General features: G+C 60.1%; 17 protein-coding genes. 3 read left to right on the top strand and 14 right to left on the bottom strand.

Annotation, left to right across the window (positions count from 1 at the left end; all coding sequences use genetic code 11):
- From tsdA to graD, 3 genes are all read right to left on the bottom strand, one after another.
- Positions 1–984 carry a gamma-resorcylate decarboxylase gene (tsdA, locus tag L904_RS15530; protein WP_020810143.1) on the bottom strand — a complete coding sequence of 328 codons (984 nt, stop codon included), beginning with the start codon at positions 982–984 and terminating at the stop codon, positions 1–3.
- Between the two features lie 46 nt (positions 985–1,030).
- The gene (graA, locus tag L904_RS15525; protein WP_020810142.1) at positions 1,031–2,260 is read right to left on the bottom strand and encodes an FADH(2)-dependent resorcinol hydroxylase oxygenase component; all 1,230 of its coding nucleotides are present in this window, start codon (positions 2,258–2,260) and stop codon (positions 1,031–1,033) included.
- 79 nt (positions 2,261–2,339) lie between these two features.
- On the bottom strand, positions 2,340–2,879 hold the full coding sequence (graD, locus tag L904_RS15520; RefSeq protein ID WP_020810141.1) for an FADH(2)-dependent resorcinol hydroxylase reductase component: 540 nt from the start codon (positions 2,877–2,879) through the stop codon (positions 2,340–2,342).
- A gap of 206 nt (positions 2,880–3,085) precedes the next feature.
- Between graD and L904_RS15515 the strand changes: the two genes are divergently transcribed.
- A complete protein-coding gene (locus L904_RS15515; protein WP_004433168.1) occupies positions 3,086–3,517 on the top strand; it encodes a MarR family winged helix-turn-helix transcriptional regulator in 432 nt (143 codons plus the stop codon).
- Between the two features lie 51 nt (positions 3,518–3,568).
- Here L904_RS15515 and L904_RS15510 read toward each other — a convergent pair whose 3' ends face one another.
- The 4 genes from L904_RS15510 to irrA form a co-directional block, all read right to left on the bottom strand.
- A complete protein-coding gene (locus L904_RS15510; RefSeq protein WP_031233851.1) occupies positions 3,569–3,976 on the bottom strand; it encodes a pyridoxamine 5'-phosphate oxidase family protein in 408 nt (135 codons plus the stop codon).
- A gap of 40 nt (positions 3,977–4,016) precedes the next feature.
- Positions 4,017–4,589: a hypothetical protein gene (locus L904_RS15505; protein ID WP_020810138.1), complete on the bottom strand. Its 573-nt coding sequence runs from the start codon at positions 4,587–4,589 to the stop codon at positions 4,017–4,019.
- A gap of 13 nt (positions 4,590–4,602) precedes the next feature.
- Positions 4,603–5,142, bottom strand: a complete 540-nt coding sequence (locus L904_RS15500; RefSeq protein ID WP_020810137.1) for a peroxiredoxin — start codon at positions 5,140–5,142, stop codon at positions 4,603–4,605.
- A 197-nt stretch (positions 5,143–5,339) separates the two neighbouring features.
- Complete coding sequence (gene irrA, locus L904_RS15495; RefSeq protein ID WP_080657523.1) at positions 5,340–5,876, bottom strand: iron response transcriptional regulator IrrA; 537 nt, start codon at positions 5,874–5,876, stop codon at positions 5,340–5,342.
- Positions 5,877–6,315: 439 nt separating this feature from the next.
- Here irrA and L904_RS15490 point away from each other — a divergent pair, with 439 nt between their 5' ends.
- A complete protein-coding gene (locus L904_RS15490; RefSeq protein ID WP_020810134.1) occupies positions 6,316–6,705 on the top strand; it encodes a hypothetical protein in 390 nt (129 codons plus the stop codon).
- A gap of 132 nt (positions 6,706–6,837) precedes the next feature.
- On the opposite strand, the gene L904_RS15485 is transcribed toward L904_RS15490, so the two are convergent.
- The 4 genes from L904_RS15485 to L904_RS15470 all read right to left on the bottom strand — a co-directional run bounded on the left by L904_RS15485 (position 6,838) and on the right by L904_RS15470 (position 10,628).
- Entirely contained in the window at positions 6,838–7,467 is a 630-nt protein-coding gene (locus L904_RS15485) for an outer membrane protein (RefSeq protein ID WP_031233849.1), read from the bottom strand.
- A gap of 253 nt (positions 7,468–7,720) precedes the next feature.
- Complete coding sequence (locus L904_RS15480; RefSeq protein WP_020810132.1) at positions 7,721–9,115, bottom strand: HAMP domain-containing sensor histidine kinase; 1,395 nt, start codon at positions 9,113–9,115, stop codon at positions 7,721–7,723.
- Positions 9,116–9,150: 35 nt separating this feature from the next.
- Positions 9,151–9,825: a response regulator transcription factor gene (locus tag L904_RS15475; RefSeq protein WP_020810131.1), complete on the bottom strand. Its 675-nt coding sequence runs from the start codon at positions 9,823–9,825 to the stop codon at positions 9,151–9,153.
- Positions 9,826–9,986: 161 nt separating this feature from the next.
- Positions 9,987–10,628 carry a TetR/AcrR family transcriptional regulator gene (locus L904_RS15470; RefSeq protein WP_020810130.1) on the bottom strand — a complete coding sequence of 214 codons (642 nt, stop codon included), beginning with the start codon at positions 10,626–10,628 and terminating at the stop codon, positions 9,987–9,989.
- A gap of 141 nt (positions 10,629–10,769) precedes the next feature.
- On the opposite strand from L904_RS15470, the gene L904_RS15465 reads away from it, so the two are divergent.
- Positions 10,770–12,806, top strand: coding sequence for an NADH:flavin oxidoreductase (locus L904_RS15465; RefSeq protein WP_020810129.1), 2,037 nt, complete (start codon positions 10,770–10,772; stop codon positions 12,804–12,806).
- 75 nt (positions 12,807–12,881) lie between these two features.
- Here the strand turns inward: L904_RS15465 and L904_RS15460 are convergent, their stop codons facing one another.
- The 3 genes from L904_RS15460 to L904_RS15450 form a co-directional block, all read right to left on the bottom strand.
- Complete coding sequence (locus L904_RS15460; RefSeq protein ID WP_020810128.1) at positions 12,882–13,943, bottom strand: ABC transporter ATP-binding protein; 1,062 nt, start codon at positions 13,941–13,943, stop codon at positions 12,882–12,884.
- Positions 13,940–16,171 (bottom strand): iron ABC transporter permease, encoded by a 2,232-nt coding sequence (locus L904_RS15455; protein ID WP_020810127.1) that lies wholly within the window; start codon positions 16,169–16,171, stop codon positions 13,940–13,942. Before L904_RS15455 ends, L904_RS15460 begins: the two co-directional genes overlap by 4 nt.
- 98 nt (positions 16,172–16,269) lie before the next feature.
- Complete coding sequence (locus L904_RS15450) at positions 16,270–17,295, bottom strand: ABC transporter substrate-binding protein (RefSeq protein ID WP_020810126.1); 1,026 nt, start codon at positions 17,293–17,295, stop codon at positions 16,270–16,272.
- Between the last annotated feature and the right edge of the window lie 49 nt (positions 17,296–17,344).

Raw genomic sequence — 17,344 nt, 5'->3', positions numbered from 1 at the left:
TCAGCGCCCATCGAGCTTGAACAGGCGGCGCGCATTGGTGCGGCCGATCTTTACCCGGTCGGCCTCTGCGATGGTCGTCGCGTTGAACCAGTCGGAGGCGTGGTCGATATTCTCAAAGGGCCAGTCCGTGGAAAACAGGATGCGATCCGCGCCGATTTCCAGAATGGCGTCGATCAGCGTCTGGGTGCGGAAATTGCCCGAGGTGGTGATGTGGAAATTCTCATTGAAATAATCCACGAAACGGCGCTTGGCGGGATAACGCGGCGGCAGCTTCACCCAGGCATTGCGGTGGTCGATGCGCCACATCATGTAAGGCAGGCCCTCGCCCATATGGCCGAGGATGATGTTGAGACGCGGATGCTCGTCGAACAGGCCGGACGCCATCAGACGCAATGCGTGCACCGCCGTTTCCTGCGCAAAAGCCCATGTGGGGCCGAGCAGCCAGGGATGGCCGTCATAGATGCGCGAATCCTGCGGCAGCGGGTTGCGCGGATGCAGGTAGAAGGGCACGTCGAGCTTTTCCATCTCGCCCCAGAATGGGCGATATTGCGGCAGGTCGTAATAAAGCGGCGTCTGGCCATCGCCCTCCTGGCTGAAACCATTGACGAGCGCGCCGACGAAACCGAGATCGTTGACGCAGCGCTGAAGCTCCTGCGTCGCCGCATCAGGGTCCTGCAATGGCAGGGCTGCGAAGGCAAGGAAACGATCCGGCCGCCTGGCGCATTCTTCGGCGAGGACGTCGTTTGCCCGCCGCGCGATCTCGATCGCCTTCTTCCTGTCGGGAATGGCCTGCACCGCCGGCGCGTTCAGCGACAGGATCATGGTTTCGATGCCATGCGCATCCATCAGCTTCAGGCGCGTATCCTGAATGTCGAGCAGGCGGTGCTGTAATTCCTTCCAGTAATCGCCAGGTACGAACCCGGCCGAATCCTGAAGCGTTTCCGGGATTGCGAAATGCTCCTCGAGAGCGACCTTGCCTTGCATGTGGTTTCCTCCGAATTCACTCTTTGATTTGCCGCCTGAGAGGCGATCAATATTGACCCTTGGGTTCCAGCCCGAGCATGCTCTGGCCGATCATGGTGCCCACGGCGTCCCAATTCATGCTGATATGGCGGCCGACCGCATTCGCATCGCGCCACGCCCGTTGCACCGGGTTGGAAAGATCGAGCCCGACGCCGCCGGTGGAGTCGTTGAGCGCCTGCACGGCGCGCAGGGCGAGAGACACCGCAAAGGACTGGCCGCGACGGCTGAGAAGACGGTCATCCACCGTAAATTCCGCCCGGCCTTCGATCCTTGCCTGCGAGAGCGCCTGTGCGCGGGCAACATCGCGCAGCAATATTTCGCAAGCCGCATCGACGCTTGCGGCAGCTTCCGCGACGCGCAACTGGATAGTCGGAAATTCGGCCATGCGATTATTGCCGCCCGCCACGGCACCGCGCGTCACCCGGCCGCCGACGTGATCGACATAAGCGGCAAGCGCGCCCCTGGCCGCACCGACGCCTGCCGCCGCGAGACAGGAGGGAATGCCGGTCAGAAGCGGCATGTTGAACAGGCCTTCCTCCGCATAATAATGCCCGCCGGGCGTCTTTCCGCTGGTCGCGTCCGGAAAGGTCAGAACCCGGTGTTTGGGAACGACGACATCATCGAGAACGAGCGTCTTGGACCCCGTGCCGGCCAGGCCCACCACGTGCCAGGTGTCTTCAATCGCATATTGCCCGGCGGGAACGAGCAGGAAGGCCGGAACCGGCTTTCCCTCTCCCTGCGGCGGCAGAATGGCGGCGCAGAGGGACCATTGCGCGTTTTCGCAGCCCGAGGCGAAAGCCCATTTGCCGCTCAGGCGATAACCGCCATCGGCTGTTTCCGCCATATTCACCGGCGCATAGGAACCGCACAGCAGTGCATCGGGGTTTTCGCCCCAGACATCGGCCTGCGCCTCTTCCGGAAACATCGCCAGCAGCCATTGATGGGCCGACAGCAGGCCGGCGACCCAGCCGGTCGACGCACAGGCGGCTGAAAGCTCGATATTGGCCTCGACCAGCTCGGCGAAATCTCCGCCCTTGCCGCCGAAGGCGCGGGGTTTGACGATATCGAAATAACCGATGCCGCGCAGCGCCTCGATGTGGCTGGCCGGAACGCGCCGGGCCTCCTCCGTCTGTCTGGCGCTCGCCCGGAAAAGATCGGCTATGCCGGTAACGCGGCTTGCGAGGCGGGCACGCGGGTTCGTTTGCGCCGGCAGCGGCGCATGGCTCATATCGTTCATGATTGTCTCCTTCCGGACGTTACTGGCCGGATGTTGCTGGCCGGAGGTTATCCCGCCGGGATTATCTGGGCGGCAATGATCAGGCGGGCAGGCTCGCGGGGCTTGCGGCGCAATATTGGGCGTTTTCGTAGAGCAGCGGCCGTGTCGTCTCGCTGACATCGGCCGAAACAACCTGCCCGATGAAGACGGTATGGGTCCCGTAAGGCATCGCCGCAACCCGACGGCAGGCGATGGCGGCATGGGCCGTGGGCAGATAGAGAACGCCATTGTCGTGGCGCTGCCATTGACCGTCGCGGAAACGCTCTTCCGGCGACACCTTGCCGCTAAAGGCGTCCGACAGGGCAATCTGATCCTGCGTCAGCACATTGACGATGAAATCGGGCCGGCACAGCAGCAGTTCATGCAGCAGGGTGCGATTGTTCAGGCAAACCAGCAGGGACGGCGGCTCCATCGAGACTGAAGTGACGGCCGTGACCGTCATGCCGTGATCGCGCTGATCACCGGAAGCACAGGCCGTGATAACCGTCACAGTCGCCGGGAAACGACGCATCGTTGAACGGAAATTCTGACCGACGCCTTCAGGCGCAAGGCTGCTCAGGCCAAACAATGCTGATGTCATGAGATCCTCCCAAATCCTGCATTTTTATTTATTTGTATTTGCAATATTTGTCAACGCAAATGTTTTTCGTCATTTTTTGTGAAAGGCAGAACGCCGCATTCCCGTGTCTTATGGGGCGAAGCTATTGAAACGGATGGATTGTGCCGGTACAGCCGATAGGCGCACATCAGCATCTGCGCAGATGGTTCTCAAACGGGGATTTGCTCGTGTCCTATCAATTCACCGATTCGGTACCCTACCTACTCAACTGGGTGGGCGTTCGGCTTGGCGAGCGCTTTTCCGTAAGACTGGCCTCCTATGACATCACCCTGCCGATGTATCGCGTGCTGGCGACGCTGCGGCAGCAGGAGAGCAAGACGCTGACCGAGCTTTCGGACATGGTATCGGTGGAGATTTCCACGCTGTCCCGGCTTGTGGGGCTGATGGTCCGGCGTAACCTCGTCAGCCGCGAACGGCCGCTCGACAATGCGCGCATCGTGCGCATCACCCTCACCCCGAAGGGCGAGGAACTGGCCGATGAACTCATGCCCATCGCCGCCATGTTCGAAAAAACCGCGATCGAAGGCCTCGACCCGGCCGAAGTAAAACTCTTCAAAAGCATCCTGCGCCATATCGGCCGCAACATTGCCGGCCTCTAAACGGCCCACATTCGAAAAATGCGGGCCGTTATGATCGGCAGAGGTTTCCGCCTATTCGGGATTTGAGAGTTTCTTGCCCGCATCAGGGCCGGACCGCAGCGTATAAATCGCCTCCAGGTGGATAAGCACGGCGCATTTCGGCTCTTTCATTCCCGCCTTGCCGGCGAAACCCAGGGCATTCTGAAACGGAGCCCCTTCGGTGAAAATCTCCGGCCGACCGACGAAGCGATAGCCGTCGAGCGCTTCCCGGTCTATGACCGCGACGGCGATCTTCGAGCCGTCACGGATGTTCTGCAGCGTTTGACCGCCGGTATTCTCATTGTAGATCAGCGTCCTGTCGTCATAGACCCTGAGCGAGCGCTTCGGCCCGATATCCGGCAAGCCGTCCTTGCTGACCGTCGACTGGATCGGCAGCTGTTTGGCGAGAAAGGATTTCATCGTATCGTCTAGCGTATTCACGTTGCATTATCCTGATGTGTTTGAGAGTGGGCTTTCATCGTCATGACGGAATGATCGGGCAATGCGGGCAATCGTCGCCCGCCTGCTCCGCATGGCGGGCCGCACGGAAGACGGCAAAGGCCGTGCCATATGCCTCCTGAACCGCACGGTCGATCACCCCGTCGTCACGCCCCCCCGACCGGAGATGATGTGCAAAGGCTGCGAGAGCCTGTTTGAGATGCTGCACGCAGGCGACCCGCATCGCCATCGGCGAGGAGGACGACCGGGCGGCCTCAAGAAGCCGCTCGTAAGCTCTCCGGTAAAGCCCCTCCGCCTCCAGGTAATTGCCCTCACCATTCTCCAGTTCCGCAAGATTATGGCACGAGACGTTGTAGATGACCGGCGCTGGATAGTGGCAGGGCTTTTCGAGGGCGGCGGCAAACAACCGCTCCCCTTCCGCCAGCGCATCGCCGTAAATGCCGCGCGCAAGCGAAATTTCCCCTTGCGAATAGGCCATATTGGCCCGTTCGGTCAGCCTCTTCCAATATCGGTCGCCGCCATCGATGACGACGAAGTCTCGCGAACGCGATGCGGCAAAGGCCTGCGTTCCGCCTGGGATTGAAACCTGTTTCATGCTCGACCCTCACTTATGCGGCCTTCAGGACGTCGTCGCCCTTCTGCCAGTTGCATGGGCACAATTGGTCGGTTTGAAGCGCATCGAGCACCCTGAGCACTTCCTGCGGATTGCGCCCAACGCCGAGATCGTTGACCGTGACGAAGCGAATGATGCCTTCAGGATCGACGATGAAGGTGGCGCGCAGCGCAACGCCTTCCACGGGATGCAGAACGCCGAAAGCCGCACTCAACTCGCGCTTGATGTCCGATAGCATGGGGATCGGCAATTCTTTGAGATCCGCGTGGTTCTGCCGCCAGGCGAGGTGGACGAATTCACTGTCGGTCGAGACACCGTAGACGACCGCGTCGCGATCTGCGAATTCCGGGCTGAGCTTGCCGAAAGCCGCGATTTCGGTAGGGCAGACGAATGTGAAGTCCTTTGGCCAGAAGAAGATGACCTTCCACTTGCCGGCGCTGCTCGTGTCGCTGATGCGTGTAAAAGCATTGGCCGGATCAGTGGAGACAACCGCCTGGAGGTCGAATGCGGGCAGTCTTGCACCAATGGTAAGCATTTGGATTTCCTTTCATTGCCGTTTGCCGGACGAGACAAGGCAGCTCATTCCGCCTCCATCCGGAAAGGCGGGCCGCAATTTCCAAAATCTGTGACGGCTTTCACAAAGCGGACGCCGACTGCGCCGGGGCTATGAGACGATGAACGGGTTTGAATGCGCGCCCGGCGCACAGGCGCGGGCGGCTCTCCAGAAGGTCGTCATTTCAGGTTTCCATCCCTCAATCCCCGGCGTTCAGGCTCATCGCGACATGCGGAACCGCACCCTCGAGTAGCCTGTTTCTCCGGCCTCAGACGCACAAGACGAAGCAGAATATCCACCTTGTCGATGGCATATCCTTCCGGCGGTTCGGGCAGCATTCCCAGACTGATCCGGCCGGCGGGAATATCGATGATCCGATCCTCCGCCTCGACATAGAAATGCTGGTGATTGGCGGTATCGGTGTCGAAATAGGTCCGCCCGCCCTCGATGCAGACCCTGCGGACGAAACCCGCCTCGGCAAACTGGTTGAGCGTATTATAGACCGTCGCCAGAGACAGCCGCGTTCCTGTCGCAATGGTCTCACGATGCAGATCGTCGGCCGTGAAATGTCTGTGCTCTTCCCGGAAAATAAGCCCGCCAAGCACGATTCGCTGACGGGTTGGACGCAGGCCGACCCGTTTCAGCGCCGCCCGTGTTTGCAGCATCGCCTCCTCGGTGCGGAAGCGTTTGCGGGTTTCATCAGGAACAAAGAGCATCTGGACATCCGATCGAAAGGGATAAATTGCGGGAAGAAACTGCGATCCCGGCCGGATCATCCGCCTCCGCCGTGCAGATAAACCCATTCGCAGCGACCCATTCGACATCGATCATCTGAACTCGCCCGGAAACCGAAATTGCAACTCATTCGCAACAGCAGAATATGGGAAATAAACCCAGCGTCAATCATTATTGCAAATGATTCTTAACTGCAAAAGATGAAAGATGGCTTCCTGGACGACGAAACCTGCGCTGTCCCAGGATAGCGGAATGGCCTGTCGGCACATATCGGCCGCAACATCGCCGGCCTCAGATACCGGCAATTCGGGCATCGCCGCTTTCAGCGGATGCCACCCGCTTCGCCCCGCTTTTCCCGTGCAATGTACTTGCAATAACCGGTTCCTATCCCTGCGAAGGTCACCGCAGAAAGGAACTTCCATGTCCAACAGATCGTCCCTTGCAGTCCCGGCAGCAATCTTCCTTATCGCCGGCGCATCGATACTGCTCACGGCCTGCGCCTCGACTGTCATGAAAAGCTATATCGGCGCGCCCATCACCAGCGTGATGCTGGACTATGGGCCGCCGGACAATATCTACAGTCTGGGTCCCGGCCAGCAGGCCTATCAATGGCGGAAAAACAAGACGCAGGCTGTCGCCGGATCGTCGAGTGGCGAAGTGCGGACAACACGGCGTGGCGAACGTTACGAAGTGTCCGAAACGCCGGCCTATATCGAGCGCATCGACTGCTTCTATACCTTCTACACCCGCAATTCCGGGGCCGAATGGTATGTTACGAGCTTCCGGCAACCTTCGCTCGAATGCGAATGACCGTTCCGGGTTTCAAATTTCAGCCCGGTTACGCATATTCCGCGCCCCGCCCTTTTTCACCGCCGCTTCCAGACCGAAAGCGGCGGCGTTCTTTTGAGAATTCTCCCTGGAATCTGTCATGGGAAGGGCCGATCAGAAGCGATAATTCAGGCCGGCCTTGATGACATGATCGCTGATATCGGTTTTCGATTTGCCGCTGGCGGTCGTCGTGGCCACATTTCCGGTGCTCACGTAATTATATTCGAACTTCGCCGACAGGCCGCCGCCGAAGCTCTGTTCGACGCCTGCCCCGACCAGATAGCCCTGTTTCCAGCCATCGGGACCTGTCACGCCGTTTCCGTCCCTGAACTTTGTCGTGGTCAGGCCGGCGGTGCCGTAAACCAGCGTCTGGTCGAGCGCCACGCCGGCCCTCATCTTGGCCGCGCCCCGGAAACGCTCCCGCAAACGACCGTTCGGCACACGCGCCTCGTTCCCGAGATAGGACCCTTCGAGTTCCGCACCGACCACGCCGGAACCGAACTGGAAGTTATACCCAGCCTGCACACCCCCCGTCAGGCCGCGGCCGCTGGCCAATGGGTTGAATTTCGGGGAAGCGACGCCACCATGCACACCCACATAGGCCCCACCCCAGGAGAAGGCCGGCGGACTGCCGTAATCGAAGGATTGCTGCGTATTGTAATTGGTGAGATCAGCGGAATAGGCGTTGCCCGCAACCGCGACGGCGATGGCCACGGCGACAAGCGATTTCTTGACGATCGACATGAATGACTCCAGACGAAACCGATGCGCCATCTTCTGGCGCAGCCAAGTTTCAGTTCGCGTTGAAGAACCGGAAACCGGCTCCCGTTAGTCTGCTGCGCCGGCCGACATGACGCGCGGATGCGTTCAGCAGATAAGGGGATTTTCCCCGCGAGAATTGTGCCTGCATTGCATGGAACGAATTTTATTAGAAATTATTTATTTATTTAAATAAGTTAGATCTATTTCCTTAACCGAATCGTAAGAAATTTCATTATCAAAGCGCGGTCGCAGCGCCTTTCGAAACTATCGATCGAATTTCGAGCCGGACACAAAAGCCGGGATTGAGATCGAGAAATAGAACACAGCCGCAATGTAGCTCCGCCGCCTTCTGGACGAGATTTAACCCAAGGCCGGCTCCGGGCGAGTTCGTGTTGATGCGGTGAAACGGCTCGAATACCTGCGCGCGCTCCGGGACAGGTATGCCCGGCCCTTCATCGCAGACCTCGATGGCCCCCGCCGGATCGACCCGGATCGAAATTGCGCCCTTGCCGCCGGCATGGTCTATCGCGTTGCGCACGAGATTGACGACCGCCATCTCGATAATCGACGTCTGCACCGTGAAGACGACTTCGCCCTCGCCGGGCTCGAAATCGAACTCGTAACCGGCATCCATCGCAATCGGGGCGAGATCGGTCGCGATGCGCTCGACGAGTTTGTTGAGATCGCGCGGCTCCGCCGGCAGTTTGACCGCACCCACCGCCTGCATCTCCAGTAGTTGATGCGCAACGCGGGTCAAGCGGTCGATATCGGCCCTGATCTGACGGCTCAGCGCGTCATCGGGCAAGAGGTCGGCTCTGGTACGTACGATTGCGATCGGCGTCCTCAGCTCATGCGCCGCATCGGCGAGAAAGCGGTTGCGGCGATTATACCCGTCATCGAGCCTCGACAGCGCGACGTTGAAGGCATCCACCAGCGGGATGATTTCAAGGGGAACTTTCGAACGGTCGATACGCTCGGAACGGTTCTCGAAATCGATGGACTGCGCCTGTTTGACGGTTTCCATCAGCCCGCTCAGGGAACGGCCCACCGCCCGCGGGGTCACGAGCAATGTCGCGATGCCCGTCAGGATCAGCATGGGCACGACGGCGATGAGGATGATGAAGCCCAGCGCCGGCAGCACGGTCAGCCAGCGAATGGCGCCCTCGGCATCCTTTTCCAGATCCAGCTGAACATTGATCCAGATACTCAGACCGTCATTGGGAATTCCTTCCTCCGTCCCGGCAGTGAACTGAAGCCGCCCGGCGGCTGTATCGCGGTTTTCAACGGTGGCGCGGAGCGTTCCGGCCGCCTCCAGACGCGCACGGTCAAAACTCCGGGGAAATACGGCCGACAGGGCAGGCTCCGGGACCGCGCCATATTGCAATACGATGTCATTGGCGTCGCGCACCACAAACCAGAGATTCGGATAGCGCCGTTTCAGCTCCGCCAGCTCCGGCGTCGCCGAAAGTTGCGGCCTGCCCTGTCCGTCCTTCGTCACGCTCTCCGCAACGATACGGGCAGCCTCTTCATTCGCACCTTCGAGCCGTGGATCGATGATCCATATCCAGCCGATGAGAAGGATGACAAAAAGGACGAGCAGGAATGCCTGCAACGCGAAAAGGCGCTTCATCAGGCCCCATCGCAGGGATCGATTGCGCTCCTGTCTCATGTCTTCAACCGGATGAGATAACCGATATTCCGCACGGCCCTTATCTCCACGGTGGCGTCAGCCTGCGCCAGCTTCTTCCTGATCCGGGAAATGTGCGCATCGAGAGCGTTGGACTCGATCTCGTCATCGAGCGTATAGACCGCCTCGATCAGGTTCGACCGCGTGACGATTCGGTTCGGACGCCGCATCAGCGCCTCCAGCACCAGATATTCCCGACGCCGCAACTCGATGATGGAGCCGGCAATGCTGACTTCATTGCTGCGCGGATCGATGCTCAGATTTCCGAAATGCGCATATTTGTCGGAAAGAGAAGGGCCGCGTCTGTGGAGAGCCCTGAGGCGGGCGAGCAGCTCCTCGATTGCAAAGGGCTTGGCAAGATAATCATCCGCTCCCGCATCCAGCCCGTCGACACGATGATCGACACTTCCAAGCGCTGTCAGAACAAGGATCGGCACGGAATGCCTGCTCCGGCGAAGCGAAGCCACCAGGTTCAGCCCCTCGCCATCGGGAAGACGGCGATCCAGAACCAGAACATCGTAAGACCCGTCCCGCGCAAGGGCGTCAACATCGCTGATGGTGCTGACATGATCGGCAAGCACATCGCGCCGGCGCAGGGCTTCAAGAAGAGCGCGCGCCATTTCGGGTTCATCCTCAAGAAGCAAGATTCGCAATGACTTCCCCCAGAGATGGATTCTTGCCATCCCCACCACTGGTCGAAAAATGTTGCAGCTACATTGCAGAAGAGCGGGCAGACAATTCGTCTTCTACCACCTTACAGCACATAATCCGACGGCATTGCGTATGTTTTCGCGCTGACGTCACTCCGGAAATGTCACGGTTGCGCCGTTCCAGGCCTGTACCCGTGCCTCGCATAAAACCGGTCAAGCTCACGCCGCTGCGGCATCTCACCAGTATAGATGGCGATATAGTCCGGAATCCTCTGCATCCGCACCGTCACATCTTCCTCGGACTGCATGGAAATGTAGCCGATCTGCACGAGATAGGTGGTCCGGGCACGTACATCCGCCGTGTTTTCATTGTGGCCGAACCGCACGAACATGCGTGCAAGCGCTGACATTCTCATCTCGTCGGCCTTGCGAACCTCCGCGAGAATCTCGCCAGACTGAAGGGCCCAGCTTCGAACGGCGAATTCAAATCTGTTGTCGAAAAGGGAGGAATCCAGCCAGCAGTCGAAAACATTCAGCATGGCTTCGGCAAGCGTCTCGGCATAGGCCTCCGACTGCCGGACGATGCTTCCGGTATTTTTTTCCCGCCAGCGGGCGACAAGCGCGGCCAGCAATTCTTCCCGGTCCTTGAAGAACCAGTAAAAGCTCGTGCGCGACAGATTTAGCTTTTTCGCCAGAGGCAGGATTTTGACGGAATCCACGCCCGCTTCCAGCAAAGCCTCATAGGCGGCCTCAAGCCACCCTTCCTGCGATCCACGCCAGCCGGTGTCGTTCAATGTCGCTTCCATGACGCGTTCGTAGCAAATCGGTCTCTTCGCGACAAGCGGGGTGTACACCCATGTCAAAAGGAAAGACAATTGTGTTTTGTAAATTGACACAAGTGTACATTCCCGCTTAGCCTTGAGACAGAAACCCTTTTGGAGCAGGCTATGTCGAGCGATCCCCTTCTTCAGCCCTACCAGCTAAAACACCTCACCCTGCGCAACCGCATCATCGTCACCTCGCACGAACCCGCCTATCCCGAGGATGGCATGCCGAAGGGACGTTATCGCGCCTACACGGTGGAGCGGGCAAAGGGCGGCGTTGCGCTCACAATGACGGCCGGCTCCGCCGCTGTCTCCAGGGACAGCCCTCCGGTCTTCAACAACCTGCTCGCCTACAAGGATGAGATCGTCCCATGGATCCGGGAAATGACCGACGCCGTGCATGAACATGGAGCGGCGATTATGATCCAGCTCACGCATCTCGGCCGCCGCACCCGCTGGGACAAGGGCGACTGGCTGCCGATCCTTGCGCCGTCACATCACCGCGAAGCGGCGCATCGGGCTTTTCCGAAGAAGATCGAGGACTGGGATATCGAGCGTATCATCAAGGACTTCGCCGACGCCGCCGAACGCATGAAGGCAGGCGGAATGGACGGGGTGGAGCTGGAAGCTTATGGCCATCTGATCGACCAGTTCGTCTCGCCGCTGACCAACGAAATGGACGGCCCCTATGGCGGCCCGCTCGAAAACCGCATGCGCTTCTGTCTCGACGTCTTCAGGGCGATGCGCGAACGCGTGGGCGACGATTTCATCCTCGGTGTCCGCTATACCGCCGACGAATGTCTTGAGGGCGGCACCGGACAGGCAGAGGGCATCGAAATCGCCAGACGCCTGAAGGACAGCGGCCTGATCGATTATCTCAATGTCATCAGGGGCCATATCGACACCGACCCGGGCCTGACCGACGTCATCCCCATTCAGGGCATGGCCAATGCGCCGCATCTCGATTTCGCCGGTGAAATCCGCGCCGCGACCAGTTTCCCGACATTCCACGCCGCCAAAATCCCCGATGTCGCCACCGCCCGCCACGCCATCGCCGTCGGCAAGGTGGACATGGTGGGCATGACCCGCGCCCACATGACCGATCCGCATATCGTGCGCAAGATCATGGAAAAACGCGAGGACGATATTCGCCCCTGCGTGGGCGCCAATTATTGTCTAGACCGCATCTATCAGGGCGGTCTCGCCTTCTGCATTCACAATGCGGCAACGGGCCGTGAGGAAACCATGCCGCACGAGATACCCAAAGCGGCGGAACGCCGGAAGGTGGTGATCGTCGGCGCCGGACCGGCCGGGCTCGAGGCCGCGCGCGTCTGTGCCGAACGCGGCCATGAGGTCGTCGTGTTCGAGGCTGCTAACAATCCCGGCGGTCAGATTCGGCTGACCGCGCAAAGCGAACGCCGCCGGGAGATGATCAGCATCATCGACTGGCGCATGAGCCAGTGCGAGAGGCTGGGCGTCACCTTTCATTTCAACAACTGGGCCGAAGCGGACACGGTTCTTTCGGAAAATCCCGACGTCGTCATCATCGCCACCGGCGGGCTGCCGCATACCGATGTGCTTTCCAGCGGCAACGATCTCGTCGTCTCGGCATGGGATATCATTTCAGGAGACGTCAAGCCGGGAACGAATGTGCTGGTTTTTGACGATGCTGGCGATCATGCCGGTCTGCAGGCCGCCGAATTCCTCGCAAAAGCCGGGGCGAAAGTGGAGATCATGACGCCTGACCGCGCTTTTGCCCCGGAAGTCATGGCGATGAACCTCGTTCCCTATATGCGCTCGCTGCAAAAACGCGATGTCACCTTCACCGTTACCTACCGGCTGGAAGCGGCGGAAAGAAACGGCAACCAGCTTGTCGCCCATGTCGGCAGCGATTATGGCGGCGTGACGAAATCGAGAACCGTCGACCAGATCGTCGTCAACCACGGCACGATCCCGCTGGACGACCTTTATTTCGAACTCAAACCCGGTTCGAAAAACCTCGGAGAAATCTCCTACGACGCCCTGCTTGCGGGAGCCGCCCAAGCGGTCGAGCGCAACCCGGAAGGCGCCTACCGGCTCTTCCGGATCGGCGATGCGGTCGCCGCGCGCAATACCCATGCGGCGATCTACGATGCGCTTCGTCTGGCAAAGGATATTTGAAACCCGCGTTCCCGACAGACAGAGGCAGAATAAATCTGCCTCTGTCTCGATGTAATCCTGAGTGCAGGAGCGGCTTCAAGCCTGAATCAAGGCAATGCCCCGGTTCTTGAACCCCAGCGTCACATCGCTCGCCGCCGGCAGGCTGGTCTCCACGGCATGGTCGACAATGAAAAGGGTACCGATATCGGTTTCCACCTCATATTCGACGTGACCGCCGAGATAGGCGCTGTGCAGCACCCGGCCGGCAAGCCCCTGCCCGCCCGGCTGTCCAATGGAAATCGAGCCGGGGCGAACCGCAAGCTCTGCGGGACCCGGCCGGACATTACGAGCTGCGACCCGATGATCGATCCCCCCGACGCGGATCAGCGCATCGGTGCCCTCAACGCCAATGACCTCGCAACCGACAACATTCGCCTCGCCCATGAAGTCGGCGATAAAGGCGGAGGCCGGGGCCTCGTAGAGATCGCGTGGCGCACCCGACTGGGCAATTTCACCGTCCTTCATCACGATGATCCGGTCGGAAACGGCCAGCGCCTCATCCTGATCATGCGTCACGTAAACCGCCGTGAAACCCAGCCGCTGCTGCAATTCGCGGATTTCGGTGCGGACCCGGCGGCGAAGGCGGGCATCGAGGTTGGAAAGCGGCTCGTCCAGCAGCAGCACCTGCGGCTCGAGCACCAGAGCGCGGGCAACCGCGACGCGCTGCTGCTGACCGCCGGAAAGTTCGGCAGGCAGGCGATGCCCCATGCCGGCAAGGCCGACGAGCTTCAGCCCCTCTTCCGCTTTCTCCCGCGCTTCCGCCTTGCGCAGCCCGGAGGATTGCAGGCCATAGGCGACATTGTCGAGCGCCGTCATATGCGGGAAAAGCGCATAGGACTGGAAGACCATCGAGACATCGCGCTCATTGGCGGGCAGCATGGTCACATCCTTGTCGCCGATGAGGATGCGGCCCGAGGTCGGATGCTCGAGGCCCGCCAGCATGCGCAGCGTCGTCGTCTTGCCGCAGCCGGAGGGACCGAGCAGGGTGACCAGCGTGCCGGGCTCGATGGTGAGCGACAGGTCGGGAATGGCGGTGAAGGCGCCGAAGGTCTTGCGGACATTCTGAAAGGTGACGGAGCCGGGCTTTACGGAAATCATGCGGTTTTCTCCTGAGCGAGAGGAACGGAGGAAGCGGAGGGCAGGCCGGCGACGCGGTTTTCGCGCCGCAGGCGACGCTCGCCGACAATGAGCTGGAAGCCTGTGATGACGGTGATCATCACCACGATCAGCATGGAGGAATAGGCAATCGCCACCCCATATTCACCGTTCTCGACAAGGCCGACGATATAGGAGGTCGCCATGTTGTACTCGGCGCTGACGAGGAAGATGACGGCGCTGATGGAGGTGATGGCGCGCACGAAGGAATAGACCAGTGCGGCCGTGATCGCGGGCCTCAAGAGCGGCAGGATGACCTTGCGGATGGTGCGGAAACTATTGGCCCGCAGCGTCAGAGAGGCCTCATCGAGGCTCTTGTCGAGCTGGCTCATCGCCGCAATGCCGCCGCGCACGCCGACCGGCATGTTGCGGAAGACGAAGCAGGCGATGAGGATCAGCGCCGAACCCGTCATTTCCACCGGCGGCAGGTTGAAGGCCATGATATAGCTGACGCCGATGACCGTGCCGGGAATGGCAAAGCTCATCATCAGCGCGAATTCGAACAGGTTCCGACCGGCAAACTTCTGCCGCACGATGATATAGGCTGTCAGAAGACCGACGGCGGCGGTCAGCGGTGCCGAAACCAGTGCGATCTTCATGGTCGTCCAGAACGAGTTCCAGGCCACGCCGGTCCAGGCAATCGAGCCATTGGAGAAGCTGATGGAAAAAGCGCGGACGTAGTGGTCTAGGGTCAGGGAATTGTCGAGACCCCATGTCTTTACGAAACCGCCCACAAGGATCATGCCATAAACAACGATGGTGAAGACCATCCACGGCACCACGACGGCGTGAACGCCGATGGACAGGCCGCGCGGCAGCGCGATATGCGCGCCGCTGTCGCCCTTGCCCGTCACCGTCGCAAAATTCTTGCCCGCCAGCCAGAAGCGCTGCGCAAGAAAGGCCGAAAGCGTGAAGCACAGCAGGATAATCGCCAGAACCGCAGCGCGGGACGGATCGTTCTGCGAACCGACGACGGCAAAGAAGATTTCCGTCGACAGCACGCCATGGGTGCCGCCAAGCACCAGCGGATTGCCGAAATCCGCCATGCTCTCGATGAAGCCGATGAGGAAGGCATTGGCGAGACCGGGTTTCATCAGCGGCAGCGACACCCGCCAGAAGGTGCGCCAGCGGTCGGCGCGCAGCGTCTGCGAAGCCTCTTCCATAGACGGGCTGACACCTTCGACCACGCCGATCAGCACCAGAAACGAGATGGGCGTGAAGGACAGGACCTGCGCGATCCAGATGCCGGTCATGCCATAAAGCCAGCGGCCCGGCTCGATGCCGAAGAGATAGGAAAGCCACTCGGTGACAACACCGGCGCGGCCGAAAAGCAGCGTCAGGGCAAGGCCGATGACGAAAGGCGGCGTGATGATCGGCAGAACGGTGAGAAGCCGCAGGCCCTTCTTGAAGGGAAAGCGCGTGCGGGTGGCGATCAGCGCAAAGCCAAGACCGAGCACGGTCGAACCGAAAGCGGTCATCAGCGCCAGAAATAGCGTCCGCCAGGCAACGCCGCAACGCTCTTCGCCCATCACGCAGCCAAGGCTCCAGATGCCGGGATCCTGAATATTGCGGATGAAGCCATCGGCATTGAAGGAGCCATCGAAATCCTGAACGGAGGCGACCAGCATGCTGCCAATCGGATAGAAGACAAACACCGTGACGAGGAAAACCAGAACGGAAATGGCGCCGACGACGAAGGCGTCGCCTTTCATCACGCCGCGTTCGGCAAGACCGAAGGCGAAAAGCAGCACGAAGACGAACGAGATGACGACGGCACCGGCACCCATGGAGGGTTGGCCATCGGCAAGCACACCGAAGAGGTTTTCGCTCACCGTCCAGCTCCAGCCGGTAAAGCCGATGGCCAGCCCCTGCAAGGCGAGGAAAACAAGACCGGCAGCGCCGATGACGGCAAGCAGCCCGCCGCGCCGCATCGGATCACGGATGGACCGGACAAGGCATGCAGCGAGGAAGAAGAGGACAACGCCGACCAGCCATGGTTTTCCATAGGACAATATTTGCAGCACACCGGGCGCATTGCTGGCGGAAGAGAAAAATCCGGAAAGCCAGCGGAAGCTGAAAAAGCCGCCTTCGATGCGATACCAGGGAAGAAGAATGAGGGCAAAAGCCCCGAGCGCCAGGACGATGTCCAGCCTGCGATTGCCACGTGTCATGGCCGACCTCGCTTGTTTCATGCCGATGAAAGAGTGGCGGACACCCCGGCTTAAAAAGCCGGGATGCCTGTCGCCGGAGTTAAGATCAGCGGTTCAGATCAGTTCGCGACCGCACCGACCTCGCGGTCCCAGCGTTCCAGCAGCGCCTTGCGCTTGGCCGGGTCGCCATAGGTCTTGAAGTCATAGTCGATGAGCTTGATGTCTTCGAACTTCGGCGCTTCCTTCGGCACTTCCGCTGTCTTGTTGGAGGGCAGCTGGAAGGACTTGGCGTCCTTCATGCGCGACTGCACTTCCGGCTTCAGCGCCCAGTCGTACCAGGTCTTGGCATTGTCGAGGTTGCGCGCACCCTTGATGATCGACATGGAGCCGATCTCGTAACCCGTGCCTTCGCAGGGCGCGATGGACTTGACCGGGAAGCCTTCCGCCGTCTGCGCCACCGCATCATGCATGAAGACGATGCCGAGCGCGGTTTCACCGCGCGCCGCCGCCTTGACCGGTGCCGAGCCGGACTTGGTATATTGCGAAATATTGGCGTTGAGCTTCTTTAGATAATCAATCGCCTGATCCTCGCCCATGATCTGCGCCAGCGACGCGAGCGCCGTATAGGCGGTGCCGGACGAATTCGGATTGGCGATCTGAATTTCACCCTTCAGCTCCGGTGCCAGCAGATCGGCCCAGCACTTCGGCTCCTTGTAACCCTTGGACTTGAAGATTTCGGTGTTGTAGCCCCAGCCCAACGCGCCGGCATAAACGCCGACCGTCCTGTAACCGGTGCTTTCCGCCTGCTTCACGGCCCAGTCCTGCAACTGGTCCAGCATCGGCGACTTGTATTCGAGCGTCAGGTTCTCGGACGCCGCCTGCATGTGCGGATCACCGGTGCCGGCCCACCAGATGTCGGTCTTCGGGTTGCGGGCTTCCGCGCGCACCTTGGCATAGGTCTCGCCCGAAGACAGGCGCACCATGTTGACCTTGATGTCGTGTGACTTTTCAAAGTCGCCCTTCATCTGTTCGCAGATGACGACATCGGCCGAGCAGATCAGGTTGAGTTCGCCCGCCGCCTGCGCGGAAACGGCGCTTAGTGCCGTGCCGGCAAAAAGCAGGGTGGAAAGCATCGTCAGTCGCATGGTTATCCTCCTGTAGCTTGCGTCTGAATTCTTGGGCCGCGCGCAGACA

It is taken from the genome of Agrobacterium sp. LY4, from assembly GCF_001526585.1.
Taxonomy (GTDB): domain Bacteria; phylum Pseudomonadota; class Alphaproteobacteria; order Rhizobiales; family Rhizobiaceae; genus Agrobacterium; species Agrobacterium leguminum.
Note: the sequence above shows the minus strand (reverse complement) of the source record. Positions and strands in the feature narration are given on the sequence as shown.

What these genes read in the sequence shown, in the direction of transcription:
- tsdA (WP_020810143.1), bottom strand. Translation starts at nt 984, where the DNA reads ATGCAAGGCAAGGTCGCTCTCGAGGAGCATTTCGCAATCCCGGAAACG.
- graA (WP_020810142.1), bottom strand. Translation starts at nt 2,260, where the DNA reads ATGAACGATATGAGCCATGCGCCGCTGCCGGCGCAAACGAACCCGCGT.
- graD (WP_020810141.1), bottom strand. Translation starts at nt 2,879, where the DNA reads ATGACATCAGCATTGTTTGGCCTGAGCAGCCTTGCGCCTGAAGGCGTC.
- L904_RS15505 (WP_020810138.1), bottom strand. Translation starts at nt 4,589, where the DNA reads ATGAAACAGGTTTCAATCCCAGGCGGAACGCAGGCCTTTGCCGCATCG.
- L904_RS15500 (WP_020810137.1), bottom strand. Translation starts at nt 5,142, where the DNA reads ATGCTTACCATTGGTGCAAGACTGCCCGCATTCGACCTCCAGGCGGTT.
- irrA (WP_080657523.1), bottom strand. Translation starts at nt 5,876, where the DNA reads ATGCTCTTTGTTCCTGATGAAACCCGCAAACGCTTCCGCACCGAGGAG.
- L904_RS15490 (WP_020810134.1), top strand. Translation starts at nt 6,316, where the DNA reads ATGTCCAACAGATCGTCCCTTGCAGTCCCGGCAGCAATCTTCCTTATC.
- L904_RS15485 (WP_031233849.1), bottom strand. Translation starts at nt 7,467, where the DNA reads ATGTCGATCGTCAAGAAATCGCTTGTCGCCGTGGCCATCGCCGTCGCG.
- L904_RS15480 (WP_020810132.1), bottom strand. Translation starts at nt 9,115, where the DNA reads ATGAAGCGCCTTTTCGCGTTGCAGGCATTCCTGCTCGTCCTTTTTGTC.
- L904_RS15470 (WP_020810130.1), bottom strand. Translation starts at nt 10,628, where the DNA reads ATGGAAGCGACATTGAACGACACCGGCTGGCGTGGATCGCAGGAAGGG.
- L904_RS15465 (WP_020810129.1), top strand. Translation starts at nt 10,770, where the DNA reads ATGTCGAGCGATCCCCTTCTTCAGCCCTACCAGCTAAAACACCTCACC.
- L904_RS15460 (WP_020810128.1), bottom strand. Translation starts at nt 13,943, where the DNA reads ATGATTTCCGTAAAGCCCGGCTCCGTCACCTTTCAGAATGTCCGCAAG.
- L904_RS15455 (WP_020810127.1), bottom strand. Translation starts at nt 16,171, where the DNA reads ATGACACGTGGCAATCGCAGGCTGGACATCGTCCTGGCGCTCGGGGCT.
- L904_RS15450 (WP_020810126.1), bottom strand. Translation starts at nt 17,295, where the DNA reads ATGCGACTGACGATGCTTTCCACCCTGCTTTTTGCCGGCACGGCACTA.